Annotated in this window: 17 protein-coding genes and 1 pseudogene; 8 read left to right on the forward strand and 10 right to left on the reverse strand. The window is 73.5% G+C overall.

From position 1 onward, the window contains the following. Window positions 1-10: 10 nt before the first annotated feature. Window positions 11-1171 carry an alkaline phosphatase PhoX gene (locus IF89_RS0103995; protein WP_030761144.1) on the reverse strand — a complete coding sequence of 387 codons (1161 nt, stop codon included), beginning with the start codon at window positions 1169-1171 and terminating at the stop codon, window positions 11-13. 518 nt (window positions 1172-1689) lie between these two features. On the opposite strand from IF89_RS0103995, the gene IF89_RS0104000 reads away from it, so the two are divergent. Further along, entirely contained in the window at window positions 1690-2103 is a 414-nt protein-coding gene (locus IF89_RS0104000; protein ID WP_030761147.1) for a VOC family protein, read from the forward strand. Window positions 2104-2129: 26 nt separating this feature from the next. Here IF89_RS0104000 and nirD read toward each other — a convergent pair whose 3' ends face one another. Genes nirD through IF89_RS0104015 form a run of 3 tightly spaced genes read right to left on the reverse strand, consistent with a single transcriptional unit; the run spans window position 2130 to window position 6293 of the window. Beyond that, window positions 2130-2462 (reverse strand): nitrite reductase small subunit NirD, encoded by a 333-nt coding sequence (gene nirD / locus IF89_RS0104005; RefSeq protein WP_030761150.1) that lies wholly within the window; start codon window positions 2460-2462, stop codon window positions 2130-2132. Continuing rightward, on the reverse strand, window positions 2459-4984 hold the full coding sequence (gene nirB, locus IF89_RS0104010; RefSeq protein ID WP_030761153.1) for a nitrite reductase large subunit NirB: 2526 nt from the start codon (window positions 4982-4984) through the stop codon (window positions 2459-2461). The genes nirD and nirB overlap by 4 nt, the downstream gene beginning before the upstream one ends. Window position 4985: 1 nt before the next feature. Continuing rightward, on the reverse strand, window positions 4986-6293 hold the full coding sequence (locus tag IF89_RS0104015; RefSeq protein ID WP_030761156.1) for an NAD(P)/FAD-dependent oxidoreductase: 1308 nt from the start codon (window positions 6291-6293) through the stop codon (window positions 4986-4988). A 270-nt stretch (window positions 6294-6563) separates the two neighbouring features. Here IF89_RS0104015 and IF89_RS0104020 point away from each other — a divergent pair, with 270 nt between their 5' ends. Beyond that, a complete protein-coding gene (locus IF89_RS0104020) occupies window positions 6564-7340 on the forward strand; it encodes a sulfite exporter TauE/SafE family protein (RefSeq protein WP_030761158.1) in 777 nt (258 codons plus the stop codon). 14 nt (window positions 7341-7354) lie between these two features. Here IF89_RS0104020 and IF89_RS0104025 read toward each other — a convergent pair whose 3' ends face one another. Beyond that, window positions 7355-7984 (reverse strand): class F sortase, encoded by a 630-nt coding sequence (locus IF89_RS0104025; RefSeq protein ID WP_030761161.1) that lies wholly within the window; start codon window positions 7982-7984, stop codon window positions 7355-7357. A 131-nt stretch (window positions 7985-8115) separates the two neighbouring features. Further along, a complete protein-coding gene (locus IF89_RS0104030; protein ID WP_063831241.1) occupies window positions 8116-8658 on the reverse strand; it encodes a hypothetical protein in 543 nt (180 codons plus the stop codon). Window positions 8659-8988: 330 nt separating this feature from the next. On the opposite strand from IF89_RS0104030, the gene IF89_RS0104035 reads away from it, so the two are divergent. Continuing rightward, window positions 8989-9462 (forward strand): gamma-glutamylcyclotransferase family protein, encoded by a 474-nt coding sequence (locus IF89_RS0104035; protein ID WP_051806757.1) that lies wholly within the window; start codon window positions 8989-8991, stop codon window positions 9460-9462. Window positions 9463-9473: 11 nt separating this feature from the next. Here the strand turns inward: IF89_RS0104035 and dnaG are convergent, their stop codons facing one another. The 4 genes from dnaG to IF89_RS0104055 form a co-directional block, all read right to left on the reverse strand. Next, window positions 9474-11411: a DNA primase gene (gene dnaG / locus IF89_RS0104040; protein ID WP_030761170.1), complete on the reverse strand. Its 1938-nt coding sequence runs from the start codon at window positions 11409-11411 to the stop codon at window positions 9474-9476. Window positions 11412-11445: 34 nt separating this feature from the next. Next, window positions 11446-12720 carry an NAD(P)/FAD-dependent oxidoreductase gene (locus IF89_RS0104045; RefSeq protein ID WP_030761174.1) on the reverse strand — a complete coding sequence of 425 codons (1275 nt, stop codon included), beginning with the start codon at window positions 12718-12720 and terminating at the stop codon, window positions 11446-11448. A gap of 93 nt (window positions 12721-12813) precedes the next feature. Continuing rightward, entirely contained in the window at window positions 12814-14139 is a 1326-nt protein-coding gene (locus IF89_RS0104050; RefSeq protein ID WP_030761177.1) for a deoxyguanosinetriphosphate triphosphohydrolase, read from the reverse strand. Between the two features lie 36 nt (window positions 14140-14175). Next, the gene (locus IF89_RS0104055; protein WP_051806758.1) at window positions 14176-14898 is read right to left on the reverse strand and encodes a sirohydrochlorin chelatase; all 723 of its coding nucleotides are present in this window, start codon (window positions 14896-14898) and stop codon (window positions 14176-14178) included. A 323-nt stretch (window positions 14899-15221) separates the two neighbouring features. Between IF89_RS0104055 and IF89_RS0104060 the strand changes: the two genes are divergently transcribed. From IF89_RS0104060 to IF89_RS0104080, 5 genes and pseudogenes are all read left to right on the forward strand, one after another. After that, on the forward strand, window positions 15222-16055 hold the full coding sequence (locus IF89_RS0104060; protein WP_324605298.1) for a SanA/YdcF family protein: 834 nt from the start codon (window positions 15222-15224) through the stop codon (window positions 16053-16055). A gap of 18 nt (window positions 16056-16073) precedes the next feature. Next, window positions 16074-16442 (forward strand): annotated as a pseudogene (locus tag IF89_RS0104065) (SDR family oxidoreductase); the annotation flags it as partial. Between the two features lie 144 nt (window positions 16443-16586). Further along, complete coding sequence (locus IF89_RS0104070; protein ID WP_234327648.1) at window positions 16587-16949, forward strand: hypothetical protein; 363 nt, start codon at window positions 16587-16589, stop codon at window positions 16947-16949. Between the two features lie 69 nt (window positions 16950-17018). Then, entirely contained in the window at window positions 17019-19112 is a 2094-nt protein-coding gene (locus tag IF89_RS0104075) for a molybdopterin oxidoreductase family protein (RefSeq protein ID WP_030761189.1), read from the forward strand. A gap of 475 nt (window positions 19113-19587) precedes the next feature. Further along, window positions 19588-20640: an RNA polymerase sigma factor gene (locus tag IF89_RS0104080; protein WP_030761192.1), complete on the forward strand. Its 1053-nt coding sequence runs from the start codon at window positions 19588-19590 to the stop codon at window positions 20638-20640. The last annotated feature ends 90 nt before the right edge of the window (window positions 20641-20730 follow it).

The raw sequence follows: 20730 nt of genomic DNA on the forward strand, positions 1-20730 counted from the left end.
GAGCCGTCCGTCAGGTCCGGAACGGACCGGTCACCTCGTAGGTGATGCCGCCGGAGGAGCTGCCGCTCGTACCGCGCTGACTGGAGAAGTAGAGGCGGTTGCCGGCGGGGGAGAAGGCCGGGCCGCAGATCTCCGAGGAGGACTGTCCGGTGATCCGCAGGAACGGCGCGACCACGTCGTCCGGGGTGATCACGCAGATCTCCATGGTGCCGCCGTCCTCGGCGACGTACAGGTCGCCGTACGAGGAGCCGGTGACGTTGTCGACGCCCGTCAGCGGGGCGGCGCCGCCGGGCACGAGCGAGTCGTCATAGGCGAGCTCGTAGGTGCTGTTCGTGAGGTTGAGCTGCCAGACCCGGTTGTCGCCCTTGGTGGTGAACCAGACGGTGTCGTTGGCGTAGTGGCAGCCCTCGCCGCCGCTGAACCTCTTGGCGCCGGAGACCTGGCTGCGGGTCACGGTCGGCGAGCCGTCCGGGTCCGGGACGTTCTGCCAGGTGAAGGAGCCGGAGGTGCCCGTTCCGGCCTTGAGGACCTGGAGGGTGCCGGAGGAGAGGTTGCCCCACGTGGTGGGCACGAAGCGGTATAAGCAGCCGTCCGACTCGTCCTCGGTCAGGTAGACGACCTTGCGCACCGGGTCCGCCGCGGCGGCCTCGTGCTTGAAGCGGCCCATCGCCGGGCGCCGCACCGCCGCGTTCACGCCGTACGGGTCGGTCTCGTAGACGTAGCCGAGGCTGACCTCCTCGCAGGACAGCCAGGTGTTCCACGGGGTCCGGCCGCCGGCGCAGTTCTGCCGGGTGCCCGAGAGGATCCGGTAGGCACCGGTGACGGTGCCGGAGGAGTTGAACTTCACCGCGCTCGCGCCGCCGGAGGGGTTGATCTCCGAGTTGGACACGTAGATCCAGCCCGAGCCGTCGGCGAAACAGGCCCCGCCGTCCGGGGCGTTGTGCCAGGTGTACGAAGTACCGCTGACGGTCTGGCCCGAGCGGGCGATCACCCGGCTGGTGAAGCCGCTGGGGAGCATGATGCCGTTGGCGTCGGCGGCGCCGAGCGCCCCGTACGGACCGGCGCCGGGCTGGGCGGGCGCCGCGTAGGCCGCCCCGTGCATCAACGTGCCGCCGAAGGCGGCCGCCGACGATCCGATCACTGCGCCGCGCAGGAAGGTACGACGTTCCACGGTCACTCCTGTGGGAGGAAGGCCCCGCGGCCGGTCGGACGCGGGGTCGCACGCGTCGAGGAACCTAGGAGGCGCCAGTTGCCGTGGCGCCAAATCCTCATTACGCCCGGGCGACCGGTCGGCGTTCAATCCCGCTGCATGAGTTTTCCGCGCCCCGCGGCTTTCGCAGCCCGAAGCCCGCCGGAAGCAGGACGCATAGGTCCCGCGCCGATTCCCCGGACCGCGGAGGGCGTTCGCACAGCGCCGCGTCCGCGAAGACCCCCGCCGTCCGGCGCCGGCGGCACCGGACGCCCGGTGGTCCGCACCGGCCAGTTCCGGCCTGTCTCGGCGGCCGGCGTTTGGGGCGCCGAGCGGCCGGGGACGAGGTGGAGCCGCAGCCGTGGGCACCGCTCTGACCTGCACATTCGCCGGTCCGCCAGAAAAGTTCCAAAAAAGTTCGCGCACGGCGATGAGTTGTCCGCAGCCTCCCGGTCTACCTCTCGACAGCACCGACCGAGCAAGCAGAGAGAAGGACCTCGATGTCCGCGACCATGATCTTCGTCAACCTGCCCGTCAAGGACCTGGACGCCAGCAAGGCCTTCTGGGGCAAGCTGGGCTACGGCTTCAACGCCCAGTTCACCGACGAGAACTGCGCCTCCATGGTCATCAGCGACACCATCGTCGCGATGCTCCTCACCGAGGCCCGCTACAAGGACTTCACCCACAAGGAGATCGCGGACGCCACGAAGACGTCCGAGGTGCTCCTGTGCCTGAGCGCCGAGAGCCGCACCGCGGTCGACCGGCTGGTGGACGCGGCCGTCGCGGCCGGCGCCACCGAACCCCGTCCGGCCCAGGACCACGGCGTCATGTACGGCCGTGCCTTCGACGACCTGGACGGCCACACCTGGGAGATCATGTGGATGGACCCGGCCGTCGTCCAGAAGCAGGACTGACGACCGGGCCCCTCTCCCCCTGCCGGTCAGGAGGTCGCGGCGGTCCGCACCGGGTAGGTGCGGACCACCACCTCCTCGTCGTCCAGGCAGCGCCCCGTCTCCAGGTCGAAGCGCTGCTTGAGCAGCGGGGAGGCCACGAAGGGCCGGCCCGCCGCCGCCCCGACCAGGCCCCGCGAGAGGACCTGCGCCCCCGTGAAGGGGTCCTGGTTGCCGATGGCGTACGCACGCCCCGCGCGGTCGACGAACACCGCGGCCTGGCTGCCGTCCGGCAGCAGCGCCGCGACCCCTCGCCCGGGGACGAGGGCCGACAGCTCGCACACCGTCAGCCAGCCCTGCGCCACTTGCAGTTCCACGGTCATCGGACGGCACCTCCTATGGTCAGGACGGCCAGGTCGGGCTTGACCTGGTCGCGCTCGGGGACGAACCGCACGGTCGGGTCGGGGGCGCCGGGCGCGTTCACGAAGGACACGAACCGGCGCAGGCGCTCCGGGTCCTGGAGCGTCTCGGCCCACTCGTCGCGGTAATGGGCCACGTGGTCGGCCATCAAGGACTCCAGCTCGGCGCACAGCCCCAGCGAGTCGTGCACGACCACGTCCCGCAGGTGGTCGAGGCCGCCCTCCAGCCGCTCCAGCCAGGTGGAGGTCCGCTCCAGCCGGTCGGCGGTGCGGATGTAGAACATCAGGAACCGGTCGATGAGCCGGACCAGTTCCGCGTCGGACAGGTCCTGGGCCAGCAGGTCGGCGTGGCGCGGTGTGGCCCCGCCGTTGCCGCCCACGTACAGGTTCCAGCCGCTCGCGGTCGCGATGACCCCGAAGTCCTTGCTCTGCGCCTCCGCGCACTCGCGGGCGCAGCCCGACACCGCCGACTTGAGCTTGTGCGGGGCGCGCAGGCCCCGGTAGCGCAGCTCCAGGTCGATGGCCATGCGGACGCTGTCCTGGACGCCGTAGCGGCACCAGGTCTGCCCGACGCAGGACTTCACCGTGCGCAGCGCCTTGCCGTAGGCGTGCCCCGACTCGAAGCCCGCGTCGACGAGGCGCGCCCAGATACGCGGGAGCTGGTCCACGCTCGCGCCGAACAGGTCGATGCGCTGACCGCCGGTGATCTTCGTGTAGAGCCCGAAATCACGGGCCACCTCGCCGATCACGATCAGCTTGTCGGGGGTGATCTCCCCGCCCGGGATGCGCGGGACGACCGAGTAGGAGCCGTTGCGCTGCATGTTCGCGAGGAAGTGGTCGTTGGTGTCCTGCAGGGCCGCCTGTGCGCCGTCCAGGACGTAGCCGCTCGCGCCGAGCGTCGCCGCGAGCGAGGCGATGATCGAGCCGATCGCCGGCTTGCAGACCTCGCAGCCGTCGCCGCCGCGGGCCTCGGGGCGGCCGTGGCCGTCGAGGATCTCCTCGTAGGAGGTCAGCCGGCGGGTGCGGACGATCTCGTAGAGCTCGGCGCGGGTGTAGGGGAAGCAGCCGCACAGCCCCTTGTCGGCGGAGGCCGGGAGCAGCTGGCCGATCACCTTGATGCAGCTGCCGCAGCCGGTGCCCGCCTTCGTGCACTTCTTGACCTCGGGCAGGGTGGCGCAGGCGGTGATGGCCTTCTTCGTGACGTTGTGGCAGGAGCAGATCACCGCGTCGTCCGGGAGGGCGGACGGGCCGAGTGCGACGGGTGCACCGACGCCCGCGGGCAGGACCAGCTGCTCGGGCGCGACGGGCGGGACGCTGCCGGTCAGCGGCCGCAGCAGTCCGTACGCGTCGGCGTCGCCGACCAGGACCCCGCCGAGGAGGACCCCCTCGGGGGAGACCACGAGCTTCTTGTAGACGCCGGAGCGGGAGTCCGACCAGACGACGTCCAGGCTGTCGGGGGCGTTGCCGTGGGCGTCGCCGAAGGAGGCCACGTCCACGCCGAGCAGCTTGAGCTTGGTGGAGAGGTCGGCGCCGGTGAACTCCTTCTCCCGGCCCAGCAGGTCGTCGGCGGCGGTCTCGGCCATCTCGTAGCCGGGGGCGACCAGGCCGTAGACGCGGCCGTCGACGGCGAGGGCGCACTCGCCGATGGCGTAGACGTGGGGGTCGGAGGTGCGGCAGCGGGCGTCGACCGCGATACCGCCGCGCTCACCGACGTCCAGGCCGGCGTCGCGGGCCAGTTGGTCGCGGGGGCGGACGCCGGCCGAGAAGACCACGAGGTCGGTGTCGACGGCGGAGCCGTCGGAGAGCCGCATTCCGCTGACCCGGCCGTCCTCGCCGGTCACCACTTCCTGGGTGCCGACACCGGTGTGGACGGTGAGGCCCATGGACTCGATGGTGCGCAGCAGCGCCGCGCCGCCGCCCTCGTCGACCTGGACCGGCATCAGGCGCGGGGCGAACTCGACGATGCGGGTGGTGAGACCGAGCCCCTGGAGGGCGCCCGCGGCCTCCAGCCCGAGCAGACCGCCGCCGACGACCGCGCCGGCGGTCCTGCCCTTCGCGTACTCCTCGATGGCGAGGAGGTCCTCGATGGTGCGGTAGACGAAGCAGCCGGGGGCGTCCTTGCCGGGGACGGGCGGGACGAAGGGGTAGCTGCCGGTGGCCAGGACCAGGACGTCGTACGGGAACACCCGCCCGGAGCGGGAGGTGACCGTGCGGGCCGCCCGGTCGATGTGCTCGGCCGGGTCGTCGAGGTGGAGGGAGATGCCGTGCTCCTCCATGAACCCGGCGGGCGTCATGGACAGGTCCTCGGGGGTGCTGCCGGAGAAGTACGAGGTCAGGTGCACACGGTCGTAGGCGGGCCGGGGCTCTTCGCAGAGCACGGTGATCCGGTGCGTGGCGGTGACCCCGCGCTCGGCGAGCGCTTCGAGGTAGCGCTGGCCGACCATGCCGTGCCCGATGAGCACGATCGTGGGCGAGGGCTCGGTCATGTCAGTGGCCTCCGTCGTCGGTGAGCAGGTGGAACAGGTCGTGCGGTGCTTCTCCGCCCTCCCAGGTACGGGCGAGGGCGCCCACCGTGGACAGCTCGCCGAGCAGCACCCCGCCGACGAGGCGGTCGCCGCGCAGGACGACCTTGCGGTAGGTGCGCCGGGTGCCGTCGGCGAGACGGACCACGTCGTCGCCGGGGCGGGGGGTGGTCTCGCCGAAGGCGGCGAGGTCAAGGGAGCCCTGTCCGGCTCCGCCGAGGGTGAGGCGGGTGAGGGCGCGGGTGCCCGTGTAGGGGGCGGAGCCGCCCGTCAGGACCGCGGCGAGCGCGTCGGCCTGCTCCAGGGCGGCGCCCGCGAGCCCGTAGACGTGGCCGGCGTGCTCGGCGCAGTCGCCGATGGCGTGGATGTGCGGGTCACTGGTGCGCAAGTGGTCGTCGACCACGATGCCGGTGCGCACGTCCAGGCCGGCGGCCTTGGCGAGACCGGTGCGGGGGCGTACGCCGCATGCCAGCACCACGAGTTCGGCCTCCAGCCGGTAGCCGTCGGCGAGCTCGACGCCGGTGACCTTGCGCGGGGTGTCGTCGCCGCGCCGGATCCCGGCCTCCGCCCGGCCGGTGCGCCGGGCAGGGGATGTGAGGCGCAGTCCCGGCAGCCGGGCTGTGGGTGATCCCGTGGTGACGAGGCCGCGGACCCGGCACTCGGTGTGGATCTCCACGCCCAGCTCGGTCAGGTGTGTCGCCAGCAGGGTGGAGGCCTCGGCGTCCAGGTGGCGCTCCATCAGGCGCTCGCCCTGCTGGGCGAGGACCACCACGGCGCCGCGTGCGGCGAGCGCCCGGGCGGCCGAGACGCCCAGCAGGCCCCCGCCGATCACCACCGCCCGCACCCCGGGGCGTACGGCCGCGGAGAGGGCCAGGCAGTCGTCCATCGTGCGGAACGCATGCACCCCGTCGGGCAGTTCCCGGCCCTCCGGCTCGAACAGCCCGCGCAGCGGCGGGAGCACTGCGTTCGAGCCGGTGGCCAGGACCAGCGTGTCGTACGGGGCCACCGTGCCGTCGTCGCAGTGCACGGCCCGTTCCGCCCGGTCGACGCGCACCGCCCGGACTCCGCGCCGCAGCGCCTGCCCGGGAGCCGGGAGGGCGGTCACCACCGGCGCGTACCGGCCCGCCAGGACCTCCGCGAGCAGGACCCGGTTGTACGGGACGTGGGACTCCTCGCCGAGGACGGTCACCGTCGCGGCCGGGCCCAGCCGGTCCGCGAGCCGCAGGCCCGCGAGGCCGCCGCCGATCACCACCACACGCTGTTCCGAGGTCATGCCACGAGGGTGCGCGGCCGCTGTTTCCCCGCCGCATCGCTCCTGTTACCCGGACGGAACGCCGACCTCAGCGTCCGGTGCACGGGCCGGTGAGGCCTCCCCCGCGGCCCTCGACGCGGCCCGGTGTGCTCTGCGCCGCGCCTCTCCCGTGCGGTCCGTGCCGGCCGCTGCGGTGGCCCGGACCGGGTCCGGCCGGGCGAAGCTCAACCTTTGCGCAAGTTTCCGAAGATTGCATGGCGAGTGCACCCGACAGCTCCATAAGGTCAGTACGTGCCTGACATATCAACGACCATGATCATCGTGCTGTGCGTGGCGGCCGCTGCGGCGGGCTGGATCGACGCGGTGGTGGGCGGCGGCGGCCTGCTGCTCCTGCCCGCCCTCCTGCTCGGCGTGCCCAACGCCCATCCCGCCACCGTCCTCGGCACCAACAAGGCGGTGGCCATCGTCGGGACGGCCGGTGCAGCCGTCACCTACGTCCGCAAGGCCCCCGTGGACGTGAAGCTCGCCGTCCGCATCGGTCTGGCCGCGCTCGCCGGGTCCATGGGCGGCGCCGCGCTCGCGGGCGGTATCAGCAAGGACGCCCTCCGGCCGATGATCATGGTCGTGCTGGTGGTCGTCGCAGGCTTCGTGCTCTTCCGGCCGGGCTTCGGCACCGTCCCCTCCGCCTCGCCCGTCAGCCGTGCCCGGGTGCTGCTCGCCATCGCTCTCGCCGGACTGGGCATCGGCTTCTACGACGGCCTCATCGGGCCGGGCACCGGCACCTTCCTGGTGCTCGCCCTGACCGCCCTGCTCCACCTCGACCTGGTGACGGCCTCCGCCACCGCCAAGATCGTCAACTGCTGCACCAACGCGGGGGCGCTCGCAATGTTCGCCCACCAGGGCATGGTGCTGTGGCAGCTGGCCGCGCTGATGGCGGTGTTCAACCTGGCCGGCGGCATGATCGGTGCGCGGATGGCACTCAAGAAGGGCAGCGGCTTCGTCCGCGGTGTCCTGCTGACGGTGGTCGGCGCGCTGGTGGTCAAGCTCGGCCTGGAGCAGTGGGGCTGACCGGCCGGAGCCGCTCAGTACGTGCCGGTGAGGTGGGCGAAGACGACCACGTTGCCGCGGTAGCCCGTACGCGGTGAGAACCCGCCGCCGCAGGTGATCACCCGCAGCTCGGCACGGGACGAAGGGCCGTACACACGGGTGTCGGGGAAGGTCCTGGCGTCGTGGACCTCGACCGCGTGGACCGTGAACACGGCCGTGCGGCCGTCCGCGCGCAGGACCTCGATGGAGGCGCCGCGGCGCAGCGCGCCCAGGTGGTAGAAGACCGCCGGCCCGGCGGTGTCGTCCACGTGCCCTGCGATCACGGCGGTGCCGGTGGCGCCCGGGGTGGTGCCCTCGCGGTACCAGCCGGCCAGGTCGCGCCGGTCGGGCGGGGGGACCTCAAGGTGCCCGGCCCGGTCCAGCCCGAGTCCGATCAGAGGGGCGTCCACCCGGATGGAGGGGATCCTGATCCGCCCGGGCGGCGAGCCGGGCAGCGGGGCGATGCCGGGGCCCACGGTGCCGGCGGCGGTCAGGGCCTCGGCGGGGGAGGGCAGCGGAGGCCCGACCGGCTCACGGGAACCACTGGTGACGAGCCAGATGCCGATGCAGGCGGCGAGTGCGAGGAGTCCCCCGTGGCGGGCGGTGGGGCGGAAGTCGCCGGCCATGCGTACCCCCTCCGCGTCTCGTCCGAAGTCAGTGGCCGTCGCCCGGCCCCGCGAACGGGGGGGACCTCGCGGGGGCGGGCGACGGGGGACGGTACCGGTCGGACCGCGGCCGGAGCCGCGGTGGGCGTCCGTCAGCTCCGCGTGCCGCTCGCCCGGCGACGCAGGAGCCAGGTACCGCCGACGGCGGTCGCGGCCAGTACGGCCGCTCCCGCCGCGATCTTGGCGGGGTCGGTGGTGGTGGTCGTGCCACCGCCCACCCCGGTGTTGACGTGGCCCTGCGGGCCGCGTTCGGTGACCACCAGGTCGCCGGTGGCGAACTTGCCGTTCGCGCAGGTCGCACCGATGCCGTAAGTGCCGGGCCGGGTGCCGCGGGCCACCTGGAACTGGCCCACGACGACCTCCTTGTGGGTGCCCCGGACCAGCTTGAACCGGCCGCCGCCGACCGTGGTGGCATCGCCGTCGGCGTGGCCCCCGGGGCCGCAGGCCGTGGTGTTCACGGTGACGGTCGCGCCGGGGGCGGCGGACTTCGGCCAGACCTCCAGCGCGGCGAAGTCTCCGGGCGCGAAGCCCACCACGCCGAGGTCCGCGGCGGCGACCACGCCGGCGACCGGGCCGGTGAACGCGACGAGGGTCAGCGTGGTCGCGGTCAGCACGTGGGCGGTACGTCGGCGCATGGGACTCTCCCTGAAGACACGGGGTCGTGCTCTCCGAGGAAACCCGGCCCGGCCGCCGCCCGCCTGCTGATGTCCCGTCAGGTCCGCCGCGCTGCCCGCCCTCGGGAATTGTCGGCGCAGGTCAGAAAGGGGTCGGAGCCGTCAGGGCCGCCCGCGCCGTCCGGGTGACCGGATGCTCCGGACGGCCGATGGCAGGGTGCCCGCGGCCGCCGCACCCCGGCCGGTCGGGTTCGCCAGGAACAGCCGTGCGTACCGTGGTGGGGCGCAGCGGAGGAGCCGGGACCTTCGGCCCGGCCGCGGAGCGCTGCGCCATACCCGAGGGAGGGCTCCGTGACATCGGTCGAACGGCCGCAGGAGACGACCACCGCCGCGCTCCCGTTCTTCGTGTACGGGACCCTGCGCCCCGGCGAGGTCAACCACGCCCTGTTCCTGCGGGGCCGCACCGCCTCCGAGGAGCCCGCCCGGCTGCCGGACGCGGCCCTCTACGACGGACCGGGCTACCCCTACGCGGTCCACCGGCCGGGCGCCACCGTCGTCGGGGAGCTGATCACGGCGGCGGCCGGCGGCTACGCGGAGCTGCTCGCCGCCCTGGACCAGCTGGAGGAGTACGAGGGGCCGGGCCGGCCGGGGAACGTCTACGACCGGATGGCCCGTGACGCCGTGCGACCGGACGGCACCGCGGTGCGCGCCTGGGTGTACCTCGCCTCCCCTCTGATCGCCCGCGACTTGCGGGAACGCGGGACCGAGATACCCGGCGGAGACTGGTTCAACCGGTCCGCCGCGCCCTCCAGGCACGAGGCCTGAGTGCCTGAGGCCTACAGCCCTTCGGCACCGCGGTTGCGCAGGCGCTGGCCGTACTGCTGGAGGACCCACAGCTCCTCCTGCACGGCCGCCAGTTGCTCGGGCGGGGCATGCGGGCCCAGCCGGGACAGCGTGCCCTGGATCTCGTGGACCCGGCGGTCGACGGCGCGCAGCCGTACCTGGACGAGCTGGACCCCGGCGTAGACCTCGTCCACCGTCTTCGCGTGGATGGCCTCGACCGCCAGCTCCGTGACGAGGGCGCGCACGGTGTCGTTGGGGGCGGCCTCGCGGACCCGGGCCAGATAGTCCTCCGTGCCGAGCGCGGCGCCGCCCGCGTCCAGGATCGCCTGGCGCACGGCGGCGTAGGGCGGAGCGGTGAACTCGTCCATCCCGTACGCGTCGAAGGCCGGGGAGACCAGGGCCGGCCGCTGGAGGGCCAGCTTCAGCAGCTCGCGCTCGGTGCGGTGGGCGGGGCTGCGCAGGTTCAGCGCGGGACCCCCGGCCGGCTGCGGAGCCGGGGCCTCCACGGCCTCGTAGGAGGATCGGCCGCGCTGGGGGCCGCCCCGCTGCGGACCGCCGTGCTGCCCGCCCTGCGGTCCGCCGCCCTGGCCGCGCTCGCGCGCCCACCGGGCGAGCTGGGCGACCCGCTTGACCACGAACTGCTCGTCGCGGATGCCCAGCATGCCCGCCAGCTGGACCGCCGACTCGTGTTGGATGGCGATGTTCTTGATGTTGGCGACCACCGGAGCCGCCTCGTCCAGGGCGGCGGCCCGCCCCGCCGGGTTCTCCAGGTTGTGCCGGGCGACGATGTGTCGCAGGGCGAACTCGAACAGCGGCGTACGGGACTCCACCAGGGCGGCCACCGCCGCGTCCCCCTGCGCCAGGCGCAGGTCGCAGGGGTCCATCCCGCCCGGGGTGATCGCGATGGAGGTCTCGGCCGCGAACTTCTGGTCGTCCTCGAAGGCGCGCAGGGCGGCCTTCTGCCCGGCCGCGTCGCCGTCGAACGTGAAGATCACCTCGGCGGTGGCGTTGTCCATCAGCAGCCGGCGCAGGATCTTGATGTGGTCGCCGCCGAAGGCGGTGCCACAGGTCGCGATCGCGGTGGTGACGCCGGCCAGGTGGCAGGCCATCACGTCCGTGTAGCCCTCGACGACCACGGCCCGGGAGGTCTTCGCGATCTCCTTCTTCGCCAGATCGATGCCGTACAGGACCTGGGACTTCTTGTAGATCGCCGTCTCGGGGGTGTTCAGGTACTTGGGCCCGTTGTCGTCGTCGCGCAGCTTGCGCGCGCCGAAGCCGACCACCTCGCCGCTGATGTCGCGGATCGGCCACATCAGGCGGCCGCGGAAGCGGTCGATCGGCTTGCCGCTGCGGCTGTCCTGGGCGAGCCCCGAGGTGATCAGTTCCTTGTCGGTGAAGCCCTTGCCGCGCAGGAAGCGGGTCAGGTGGTCCCAGCCGGCCGGGCTGTACCCGACGCCGAAGTGGGCGGCCGCGGCCTGGTCGAAGCCGCGCTCCGCCAGGAACTTGCGGCCGATCTCGGCCTCGGGGCCCTCCAGCTGGCCGACGTAGAAGCGGGCGGCCTCCCGGTGGGCCTCGACCAGCCGGATGCGCTCACCGCGGCCGCTGGTGCCGGCGGTGTAGCCGCCCTCCTCGTACCGCAGGGTGATCCCGGCCAGGCCTGCCAGGCGTTCGACCGCCTCGGAGAAGGAGAGGTGGTCGATCTTCATGACGAAGTCGAGGGTGTCCCCGCCCGCCTGGCAGCCGAAGCAGTGGTAGAGGCCCTTGCTGGGGCTGACCTGGAAGGAGGGGGACTTCTCGTCGTGGAAGGGGCACAGGCCCTTGAGGTTGCCGCCGCCGGCGTTGCGCAGTTGGAGGTAGTCGGAGACCACGGCGTCGATCGGGACCGCGTCCCGTACCGCCTTCACGTCGTCGTCGTTGATCCGTCCTGCCACCCGTGAAGTCTACGGCCGGGCGCGGACAAACCCGTCAGGCCCCCTCCACCGGAACCAGCGAGGCAAGCGGAACCGACGGGTCCGAAAGGGCTTCGCGGTCCACGGCGGTCTTGGACCTGATCAGGGCCTGGATGTGCTCGGTGACGTCCCACACGTTCACGTTCATTCCGGCGAGGACGCGTCCCTCCGACAACCAGAACGCGATGAACTCCCGCTTGCCCACGTCCCCCCGGATCAGCACCTGGTCGTAGCCGCCCGGCGGGGCGTAGCCCGAGTACTCCAGGCCCACGTCGTACTGGTCGGAGAAGAAGTACGGCACCCGGTCGTAGCTGACCGGGTGGCCCAGCATCGCGCGGGCGGCGGCCGGGCCGCCGTTCAGCGCGTTCGCCCAGTGCTCCACGCGCAGCCGGGTCCCCACGGCGGGGTGGTGGGCGGCCGCCACGTCGCCCACGGCGTAGATGTCGGGGTCCGACGTGCACAGGGAGGCGTCCACGGCGATGCCGCCACCGTGCTCCCGGTCGACGAGGGCCAGTCCCGAGGTCTCCGCGAGCGCCGTCCGCGGCGCGGCCCCGATCGCGGCGAGCACCGCGTGCGCGGGGTGCTCCTCCCCGTCGTCCGTACGGGCGGCCAGCACCATGCCGTCCTGGCCGATGATCTCGGTCAGCCGGGCACCGAAGTGGAAGCGGACCCCGTGGTCGGCGTGGAGGTCGCCGAAGAGCCGGCCGATCTCGGGGCCGAGCACGGCGTGCAGCGCGGTGGCCTCCGGCTCGACGACGGTCACCTCGGCGCCGTACCCGCGGGCCGCGGCGGCGACCTCCAGGCCGATCCAGCCGGCGCCGGCGATCAGCAGATGGCCGTTGTCCCTGCCGAGGCCCGCCAGGACGTGGCGCAGCCGCTCGGCGTGCGCGAGCCGGCGCAGGTGGTGCACCCCGGCCAGCCCGGTGCCGGGGATGTCCAGGCGGCGCGGCTCGGCACCGGTGGCCAGCAGCAGCTTGTCGTAGTGCACGACCGTGCCGTCACCGAGGACCACCCGCTTGGCCTCCCGGTCGAGGTGGACCGCGGGCTGGCCGAGGTGCAGCTCGATGTCGGACGCCGCGTACCAGGACGGCTCGTGGACGAAGACGCTCTCGCGCTCCTCCTTGCCGGTCAGGTAGCCCTTGGACAGCGGGGGGCGCTCGTACGGATGGTCACGCTCGTCGCCGATCAGGATCACCCGCCCCGTGAACCCCTCGGACCTCAGCGTTTCGGCCGCCTTCGCCCCGGCGAGCCCCGCGCCGACGATGACGAACGTCCGGTGTGCGTCGACCACCTGATGCCTCCTCATAACCTCTGCGCCACATGCGAGCACATGCGAGCGTCCCGCACTGAGCCTGCCGCGTGAAGGGGGAGTGGCTCGATCGGCTCACCCCTCGGCGCGTCGGGTGCGCCGGGTGAGACGCGCGTGCAGGGAACGGGCGGAAGCGTCGGTGAGGCACGCGATCTGGTCGATGACCGCCCGCTTCCTGGCCTTGTCGTCGCCGGCGGCGTCGAAGATGGCGCGGAACTGCGGGTCCAGGCCCTCGGGGGCGCGGGCGCTGAGCGCCTCGGCCAGTTCGGCCAGGACGATGCGCTGGTCGGCGCGGATGCGCTCCTGCTCCTCACGCTGCATGACATACAGGTCGGCGACGGCCTTGAGGACCGCGCACTCCTGGCGCGCCTCGCGCGGGACCACCAGCTCGGCGCCGTACCGGGTGAGGCGGCCCGAGCCGTACGCCTCCCGGGTGGCGCCCTCCGCCGCCAGGCAGAACCGGCCGATCAGCTGGCTCGTGGCGTCCTTCAGCCGGGCCTGGGCGACGGCGGAACCGTCGTACCCGTGCGGCCACCACTCCTGCTCCATCAGCCGGTCGAGGGCGGCGCGCAGTTCCTCGGGGGAGGTGTCGGCGGGGACGTACCGGCCGATGGCGACCTGCCAGATCGCGGCCCGTTCGGGCTCGGCGAAGAGGAGGTTGGGATCGAGGTGCCCGGCGTGCAGGCCGTCCTCGAAGTCGTGGACGGAGTAGGCGACGTCGTCCGCCCAGTCCATGACCTGGGCCTCGAAGCACTTGCGGTCGGCGGGCGCGCCGCGGCGCAGCCACTCGAAGACCGGCAGGTCGTCCTCGTACGCGCCGAACTTGACCGAGTCGGGGTCGGTCGGGTGGCCGCCGCGCGCCCACGGGTACTTGGTGGCGGCGTCCAGGCAGGCCCGGGTGAGGTTGAGGCCGACGCTGACCGGCTGCCCGCTCGCCGGGTCGGGCACGAAGCGCTTCGGCTCCAGCCGCGTCAGCAGGCGCAGCGACTGGGCGTTGCCCTCGAATCCGCCGCAGTCCTTGGCGAACTCGTTGAGCGCCTCCTCGCCGTTGTGGCCGAAGGGCGGGTGGCCCATGTCGTGCGAGAGGCAGGCGGCCTCCACGAGGTCGGGGTCGCAGCCGAGGGCGGCGCCGAGCTCGCGTCCGACCTGGGCGCACTCCAGCGAGTGCGTGAGGCGGGTGCGGGGGCTGGCGTCCCAGTCGTAGGAGCGGGTGCCGGGGGTGACCACCTGGGTCTTTCCGGCGAGGCGGCGCAGCGCGGCGGAGTGCAGAACGCGGGCGCGGTCGCGCTGGAAGGCGGTGCGCCCGGGCCGTTTGTCGGGCTCGGCGGCGAAGCGCTCGGTGTCGGCCGGGTCGTAGGGCGAGTAGAGGTCGTCTGCGGGGGCGTGCGCGGTGCCTTCCATGACAAGACGGTAACCGCAACGACTGACAAACCGGGATCAGGCGGAGACGAGTTCCGGCCGGAGGCGGGCCGCGGGACGGCCCAGGGCCTCGTCGTAGCGGCGCAGCAGCAGCCGGGCCAGGGCCGGATGGTCGCCCAGCGGGGCGGCGGCGAGGGCGGGCGAGGCCGCGGCGGTCTGGGTGGCGAAGCGGCCGGGAGCGGCGAAGTACGAGGCCACGGCGATCCGGTGGTGGCCGCGGGCGGCGAGCGCCCGGACCGCCTCGGGCGCGCTGGGCGCGGCGGCCGAGGCGTAGGCCGGCACCACGGGGACGCCGCCGAGACGGCCGGAGAGCAGCGCGGCGGTGCGGCGGGTGTCGGCCGCCGAGTCGGGGTCGCGGGAGCCGGCGGCGGCCAGCACCACGGCGGTGCCGGCGCTCCAGCCGGCCTCCACGAGCCGGTCGCGCAGCGCCTCGGCGAGCAGGGGGTGGGGGCCCAGTGGGGAAGCCACGCGGATGCGCAGGTGGGGGGCCCGGGCGGCGGCCGCGGGAAGGTCGTGCTTGACGTGGTGCCCGCGGCCGAGCAGCAGCGGGACGAGCACGGCCGCGCCGGACGTCGCGCGCAGCGTGTCGTCGAGCAGCGGCTCGTTCAGCTCGATGTGGCCGAGCCGGACGTCGAGCCGCGGGCGGAGCTCGCGGACCCGTTCGAGGAGGGCGAGGGCGGTGCGCAGGGCGCGCGGGTCGCGGCTGCCGTGGGCCACGGCGACGAGGGTGGGCTGCTGCATGGGTGGTCTCCGAGGGGGCGGGTGCGGGGCGGTCGCAGTCCGCTGAGCTGCGTGCCGAGTTGGGTGGTGATCCGGGTCAGCAGCTCGGCCGCGCTGCCGAACGGGAGGGAGGGGATGTCGGGAGGGTGCACCGGCTCCGTCATGGACCGATCCTGCGGGGTGGACGTTGCCGCTGCGTTGCGCGGGGGTGACGGGTGTTTGCCGGGTGCTCACTCGGTCGTTCGTACGAGTGAAAGGGGGCGGGAACGGAACTCCGCGCCGGGCGGTGATCGTCAATGTGTGCGAACGGTGTGTGGTCCGGGCGGTGTGCGGGAGGGGCGGTCATGGAGATCAAGAGCCGGGTGGGGGCACGGGTGCTGGTGCCGGCGCTGGTGCGGATCCGGGTGGGCGTGCTGGTGCGGGCGCGGGCTGTGGTGGGCGCGGTGGGTGCCGTGGGGGAGTGGCGGCCGGAGCGATCGAGGCGGTCGGGGCGGCCGGAACGGCCGCGGTGGCCGAGACGGCCGCGCGGGGTACGGGGCAGGCGGCTGGCGGTGCAGGCGGTCATGGCGGGCTGCGTGCTGGCGCTGCTCCCGTCGGCGTGGACGCACGCGTCGGCCGCCGACCGGCTGCGGACGACGGCCGACGCGCCCGCCGCCGACGTGGCGGTGGTGTTCGGGGCCGGCCTGTGGCGCGGGCGGCCCACCCCCTACCTCGCCGACCGGCTGGACGCCGCCGCCGAGTTGTACCGCACCGGCAAGGTCAAGGTCGTCCTGGTCACGGGGGACAACAGCCGCCGGGAGTACGACGAGCCCGACGCCATGCGCACGTACCTGACGGGGAAGGGGGTCCCGGACGGGCGGATCGTCAGCGACTATGCGGGCTTCGACACCTGGGACTCCTGCGTGCGGGCCAAGGAGATCTTCGGGGTCGACCGGGCCGTGCTGGTCACCCAGGGCTTCCACATACGCAGGGCCGTCGCCCTGTGCCGGGCGGCCGGCCTGGACCCCTACGGCGTCGGAGTCGCCGATGTGCACGACTCCACGTGGTACTACGGCCAGGCGCGCGAGTTCTTCGCCTCGGGGAAGGCGGCTCTGGACGCCGCCTTCAAGCCGGCCCCGCACTTCCTGGGGCCGAAGGAACAAGGGGTGTCGCGGGCGCTGGCGGCTCTGGCAGACTGACGCACCGCTGGATTTTCCGCCTACGCGGTCGCCGAGTTCGGCCGGATCGACGGCCTCGTGAACAACCCCGGCATCGCCTCCGGCCGGTTGCTGGAGCACGAGAGCGTCGAGGCCTTCCGCCGGGTCGTCGAGATCAACCTGGTCGGCGTGTTCATCGGGATCAAGACCGCGATCCCCCTGCTGCGGGCGCAGGGCGGCGGTTCCATCGTCAACACCTCCTCCGCCGCCGGCCTGACCCCCATGGGCCGCGTCGGCGTCCCCGAGGAGGTGGCCGCCGCGGTCGCGTTCCTCCTGTCCGACGCCGCCGGGTACATGACGGGCGCCGAGCTCGCGGTGGACGGCGGCTGGACCGCGGGCTTCACGGTGCAGCACCTGAGGGGCCACTGACCGCTGGACGGCTGCCGCTGCCGTGGTGGCTGCCGGCCGCTGCCGCACCGGCGGCCGGTGGGCACCGCATCTCCGGCGGTCTCGGTCCGTAGGGGCCGTGAAAGGGGCGCGCCGCGGACGGGGGTGCCGGGTTACGGTCGGCCCGTGCACCAGGACGACCACACCGCCGCACCCCTCATGCGCGACGTCCTCCCCGGGCTGAGCGCCGAACTCGTGCGGCTGCTGGAGGAGGAGGGCGAACGCGATCTCGCCGTCTGCGCCCACGACCTCCGGCTCGTCGCCGACTGCGGCTGCGGCGACGACTTCTGCCAGAGCTTCCGCACCGCACCCCACCCGGCGGGGACGCCGTACGGGCCGGGCCACCGCTGCGTGCAGCTGCTCCCGGACCGGGGACACCTGATCCTCGACGTCGTCCACGGCCGGATCGTGTTCGTGGAAATCCTCGACCGGCCCGAGCTGCGGCCGGCTCTCACCGCAGCCCTCACCGGCGGCGGCGCACCGCGCTGAGGTGCAGCACCCCCATCCGTAACGCGGCAGTGGCGGCGGGCGTAACACCGCCGACGCACGCTGGACCGCATGCACACGCCGGAAGCCACCGCCACCGCCACGCACTGCCCCTACTGCGCGCTGCAGTGCGGGATGAACCTGCGCCCCCAGCCGGGCGGCACGGGCGTGACGGTGGAGGAGCGCGCCGACTTCCCGGTCAACCGGGGCGCGCTGTGCGGCAAGGGCCGCACCGCCCCCGCCGTGCTCTCCTCCCGGGTGCGCCTGACCGAGCCGCTCGTCCGCACCCACGCAGGGCGGCTCGAACCCGCCACCTGGGAGGAGGCCCTCGACGCGGTCGCCGCGGGACTCGCCCGCACGGCCCACGTGCACGGGCCGGACGCGGTCGGGGTCTTCGGCGGCGGCGGCCTCACCAACGAGAAGGCGTACGCGCTCGGCAAGTTCGCCCGCGTCGCCCTGCGCACCTCGCAGATCGACTACAACGGCCGCTTCTGCATGTCCTCGGCCGCCGCCGCCCACCAGAAGGCCTTCGGGCTGGACCGCGGCCTGCCCTTCCCGCTGGAGGACATCCCCCGTACCGGCTGCGTGATCCTCGTCGGCTCGAACCCGGCCGAAACCATGCCGCCCGCCCTGCGCTTCCTCACCGAGCTCAAGGCGAACGGCGGCACCCTCATCGTCGTGGACCCGCGCCGCACCCGCACCGCCGAACAGGCCGACCTGCACCTGGCTCCGCGCCCCGGCACCGACCTCGCCCTCGCCCTGGGGCTGCTGCACCTCGTGGTCGCCGACGGCCGCACCGACGAGGAGTTCATCGCCGCCCGCACCACCGGGTGGGAGGAGGCCCGGGCCGCCGCCATGGCCCACTGGCCCGAGCTGGTGGAACGCATCACCGGCGTCCCGGTCCCGGCCCTGCGCGAGGCGGTCGGCCTCTTCTGCGCCCCCGAGTCCGCGATGGTCCTGACCGCCCGCGGTCCGGAGCAGCAGTCCAAGGGCACCGACACAGTCGGCGCCTGGATCAACCTGTGCCTGGCCACCGGCCGGGCCGGCCGCCTCCACTCCGGCTACGGCTGCCTCACCGGCCAGGGCAACGGCCAGGGCGGACGCGAGCACGGCCAGAAGGCCGACCAGCTCCCCGGCTACCGCAAGCTCACCGACCCCGCCGCGCGGGCGCACGTCGCCGAGGTCTGGGGCGTCGACCCGGACGCCCTCCCCGGTCCCGGCCGCAGCGCCTACGAACTCCTCGACGCCCTCGGCACCGACGTGAAGTCCCTGCTGCTGATGGGCTCCAACCCGGTGGTCTCCGCCCCGCGCGCCGCCCACGTCGAGGACCGGATCCGCTCCCTGGACTTCCTCGCCGTGGCCGACGTCGTGCTCTCCGAGACGGCCGCCCTCGCCGACGTCGTCCTGCCCGTCACCCAGTGGGCGGAGGAGACCGGCACCACCACCAACCTGGAGGGCCGCGTCCTGCTGCGGCGCCGCGCCCTCACCCCGCCCCCGGGCGTCCGCAGCGACCTGGAAGTCCTGCACGGGCTCGCCGCCCGCCTGGGCGTGGAGAAGGGCTTCCCCACCGACCCCGAAGAGGTCTTCGGTGAACTGCGCCGTGCCTCGGCCGGCGGCCCCGCGGACTACTCGGGTATCACCTACGACCGCATCGTGTCCGAACAGGGCGTCTTCTGGCCGTGCCCGGAAGGGTCGCCCGGCACCGAGCGGCTCTTCCTGGACCGCTTCGCCACCGACGACGGCCGGGCCCGCTTCGTCCCCGTCGTCCACCGCGACGCCGCCGAGGTCCCCGACGCGGACTACCCGCTCCTGCTCACCACCGGCCGCGTGGTCGCCCAGTACCAGTCCGGTGCACAGACCCGCCGGGTGGACGAGCTCAACGAGGCCGCTCCCGGTGCCTTCGTGGAACTCCACCCGCGCCTCGCCGCCCGCATCGGTGCGGTCGACGGCAGCCCCCTGGCGGTCGTCTCCCGCCGCGGCCGCGCCGTGGCACCGGCGCGCATCACGGACGCCATCCGCGCGGACACGGTCTTCATGCCCTTCCACTGGCCGGGCGAGGGCCGCGCCAACACCCTGACCAACCCGGCCCTCGACCCCACTTCCCGCATGCCGGAGTTCAAGGTCTGCGCGGTCCGCATCGAGCCCGTCCAGCCGGACACCGTCTGAGGCGCGCCCGGGGGCCGGACCGGGCATACCGGGCATACCGGCAGACCATGGGCCGGGGGGCCGGCCCGGCCGGTCACCAGCGCCGCCCGGTCGAAGTACGCGGGCCGCACCAGTGCGAGGCGGCGCTCGACGCCGCTCATGGCCGTGCGGTCCCGCAGGGCCGGCATCGGCTGCGACACCAGCCGCCCCGCGCCGACCGGATGCGGGTGACCGCCAACTCCCTTGCAGGACACCGACGTCGCGTCGCACGGGCTTCGCCGCGTCCACGCCGCGCACCGGCAGGCGGGTTGCGTACCCGCGCCTGAAGACGATCATCTCGGACATGCGTCCGAGCCGCATCGGGGTTCCCGGGCGGGGGTAACCATCGGTCACGCGCCGGACTCAGAAAGTGCTCGCACGCCCCTCGTGGCAGCGATGTGTCTTACCCCACACTGAATGCGGTGCCCCCGTCCTCGGAGCCCTGGAGGTCGCCCCCGTGCAGACCCGGACCCTGACCGTGAACGCGAGCGAGTCCTCGGAGGCCGAAGCCGTGGACGAAGAGCCCGAGGTACTGGAGCTCATCGAGCCCGTGCCCGTGCAGCGCAGCCGGGACAGCGGCGACAACGCGGGCGGAGCGGGACCCTCCGCCGACCTGTTCCGCCAGTACCTGCGCGAGATAGGCAGGATCCCGCTGCTCACCGCCGCGGAGGAGGTCGACCTCGCGCGGCGCGTCGAAGCCGGGCTGTTCGCCGAGGAGAAGCTCGGCTCCACCCCGGACCTGGACTCCCAGCTCGCCCTCGACCTCGACCGGCTCGTCGTCATGGGACGCATGGCCAAACGGCGCCTCATCGAGTCGAACCTGCGCCTCGTCGTCTCGGTCGCGAAGCGGTACGTGGGCCGCGGACTCACCATGCTCGACCTGGTGCAGGAGGGGAACCTGGGGCTGATCCGGGCCGTTGAGAAGTTCGACTACGCCCGCGGGTACAAGTTCTCCACCTACGCCACCTGGTGGATCCGGCAGGCGATGTCCCGGGCCCTCGCCGACCAGGCCCGGACCATCCGCGTGCCCGTCCACGTCGTCGAGCTCATCAACCGCGTCGTGCGCGTCCAGCGCCGCATGCTCCAGGAACGCGGCTACGAACCCACCGCCGAAGAAGTCGCCGTCCACCTGGAGCTGACCCCCGAGCGGGTCCTGGAGGTACTGCGCCTCGCCCAGGAGCCGGTCTCCCTGCACGCCCCCGTCGGCGAGGAGGACGACGTCGCGCTCGGCGACCTCATCGAGGACGGGGACGCAGCGTCCCCCGTGGAGTCCGCCGCCTTCTTCCTGCTGCGCGAGCACCTGGAAGCGGTCCTGTCGACCCTCGGCGAACGCGAGCGCAAGGTCGTGCAGTTGCGGTACGGACTCGTGGACGGACGGCCGCGCACCCTGGAGGAGATCGGCCGGATCTTCGGCGTGACGCGCGAGCGGATCCGGCAGATCGAGTCCAAGACCCTCAACAAGCTGCGCGACCACGCCTTCGCCGACCAGCTGCGCGGGTACCTCGACTGAGACCGGTCGGGCCACGGCGCAGCGGACGGGAGAGGGGCGCCCCGCAGGACGCCCCCCGCCCCCTCGGGCCCCATCCGCTCGGGCCCTGCC

Source organism: Streptomyces sp. NRRL F-2664 (genome assembly GCF_000719345.1).
Lineage (GTDB): Bacteria > Actinomycetota > Actinomycetes > Streptomycetales > Streptomycetaceae > Streptomyces.

Coding starts and splice junctions, on each gene's coding strand:
- IF89_RS0104000 (WP_030761147.1), top strand. CDS start 1,690: ATGTCCGCGACCATGATCTTCGTCAACCTGCCCGTCAAGGACCTGGAC.
- nirD (WP_030761150.1), bottom strand. CDS start 2,462: ATGACCGTGGAACTGCAAGTGGCGCAGGGCTGGCTGACGGTGTGCGAG.
- nirB (WP_030761153.1), bottom strand. CDS start 4,984: ATGACCGAGCCCTCGCCCACGATCGTGCTCATCGGGCACGGCATGGTC.
- IF89_RS0104015 (WP_030761156.1), bottom strand. CDS start 6,293: ATGACCTCGGAACAGCGTGTGGTGGTGATCGGCGGCGGCCTCGCGGGC.
- IF89_RS0104025 (WP_030761161.1), bottom strand. CDS start 7,984: ATGGCCGGCGACTTCCGCCCCACCGCCCGCCACGGGGGACTCCTCGCA.
- IF89_RS0104030 (WP_063831241.1), bottom strand. CDS start 8,658: ATGCGCCGACGTACCGCCCACGTGCTGACCGCGACCACGCTGACCCTC.
- IF89_RS0104050 (WP_030761177.1), bottom strand. CDS start 14,139: ATGGAAGGCACCGCGCACGCCCCCGCAGACGACCTCTACTCGCCCTAC.
- IF89_RS0104055 (WP_051806758.1), bottom strand. CDS start 14,898: ATGCAGCAGCCCACCCTCGTCGCCGTGGCCCACGGCAGCCGCGACCCG.
- IF89_RS0104060 (WP_324605298.1), top strand. CDS start 15,222: ATGGAGATCAAGAGCCGGGTGGGGGCACGGGTGCTGGTGCCGGCGCTG.
- IF89_RS0104075 (WP_030761189.1), top strand. CDS start 17,019: ATGCACACGCCGGAAGCCACCGCCACCGCCACGCACTGCCCCTACTGC.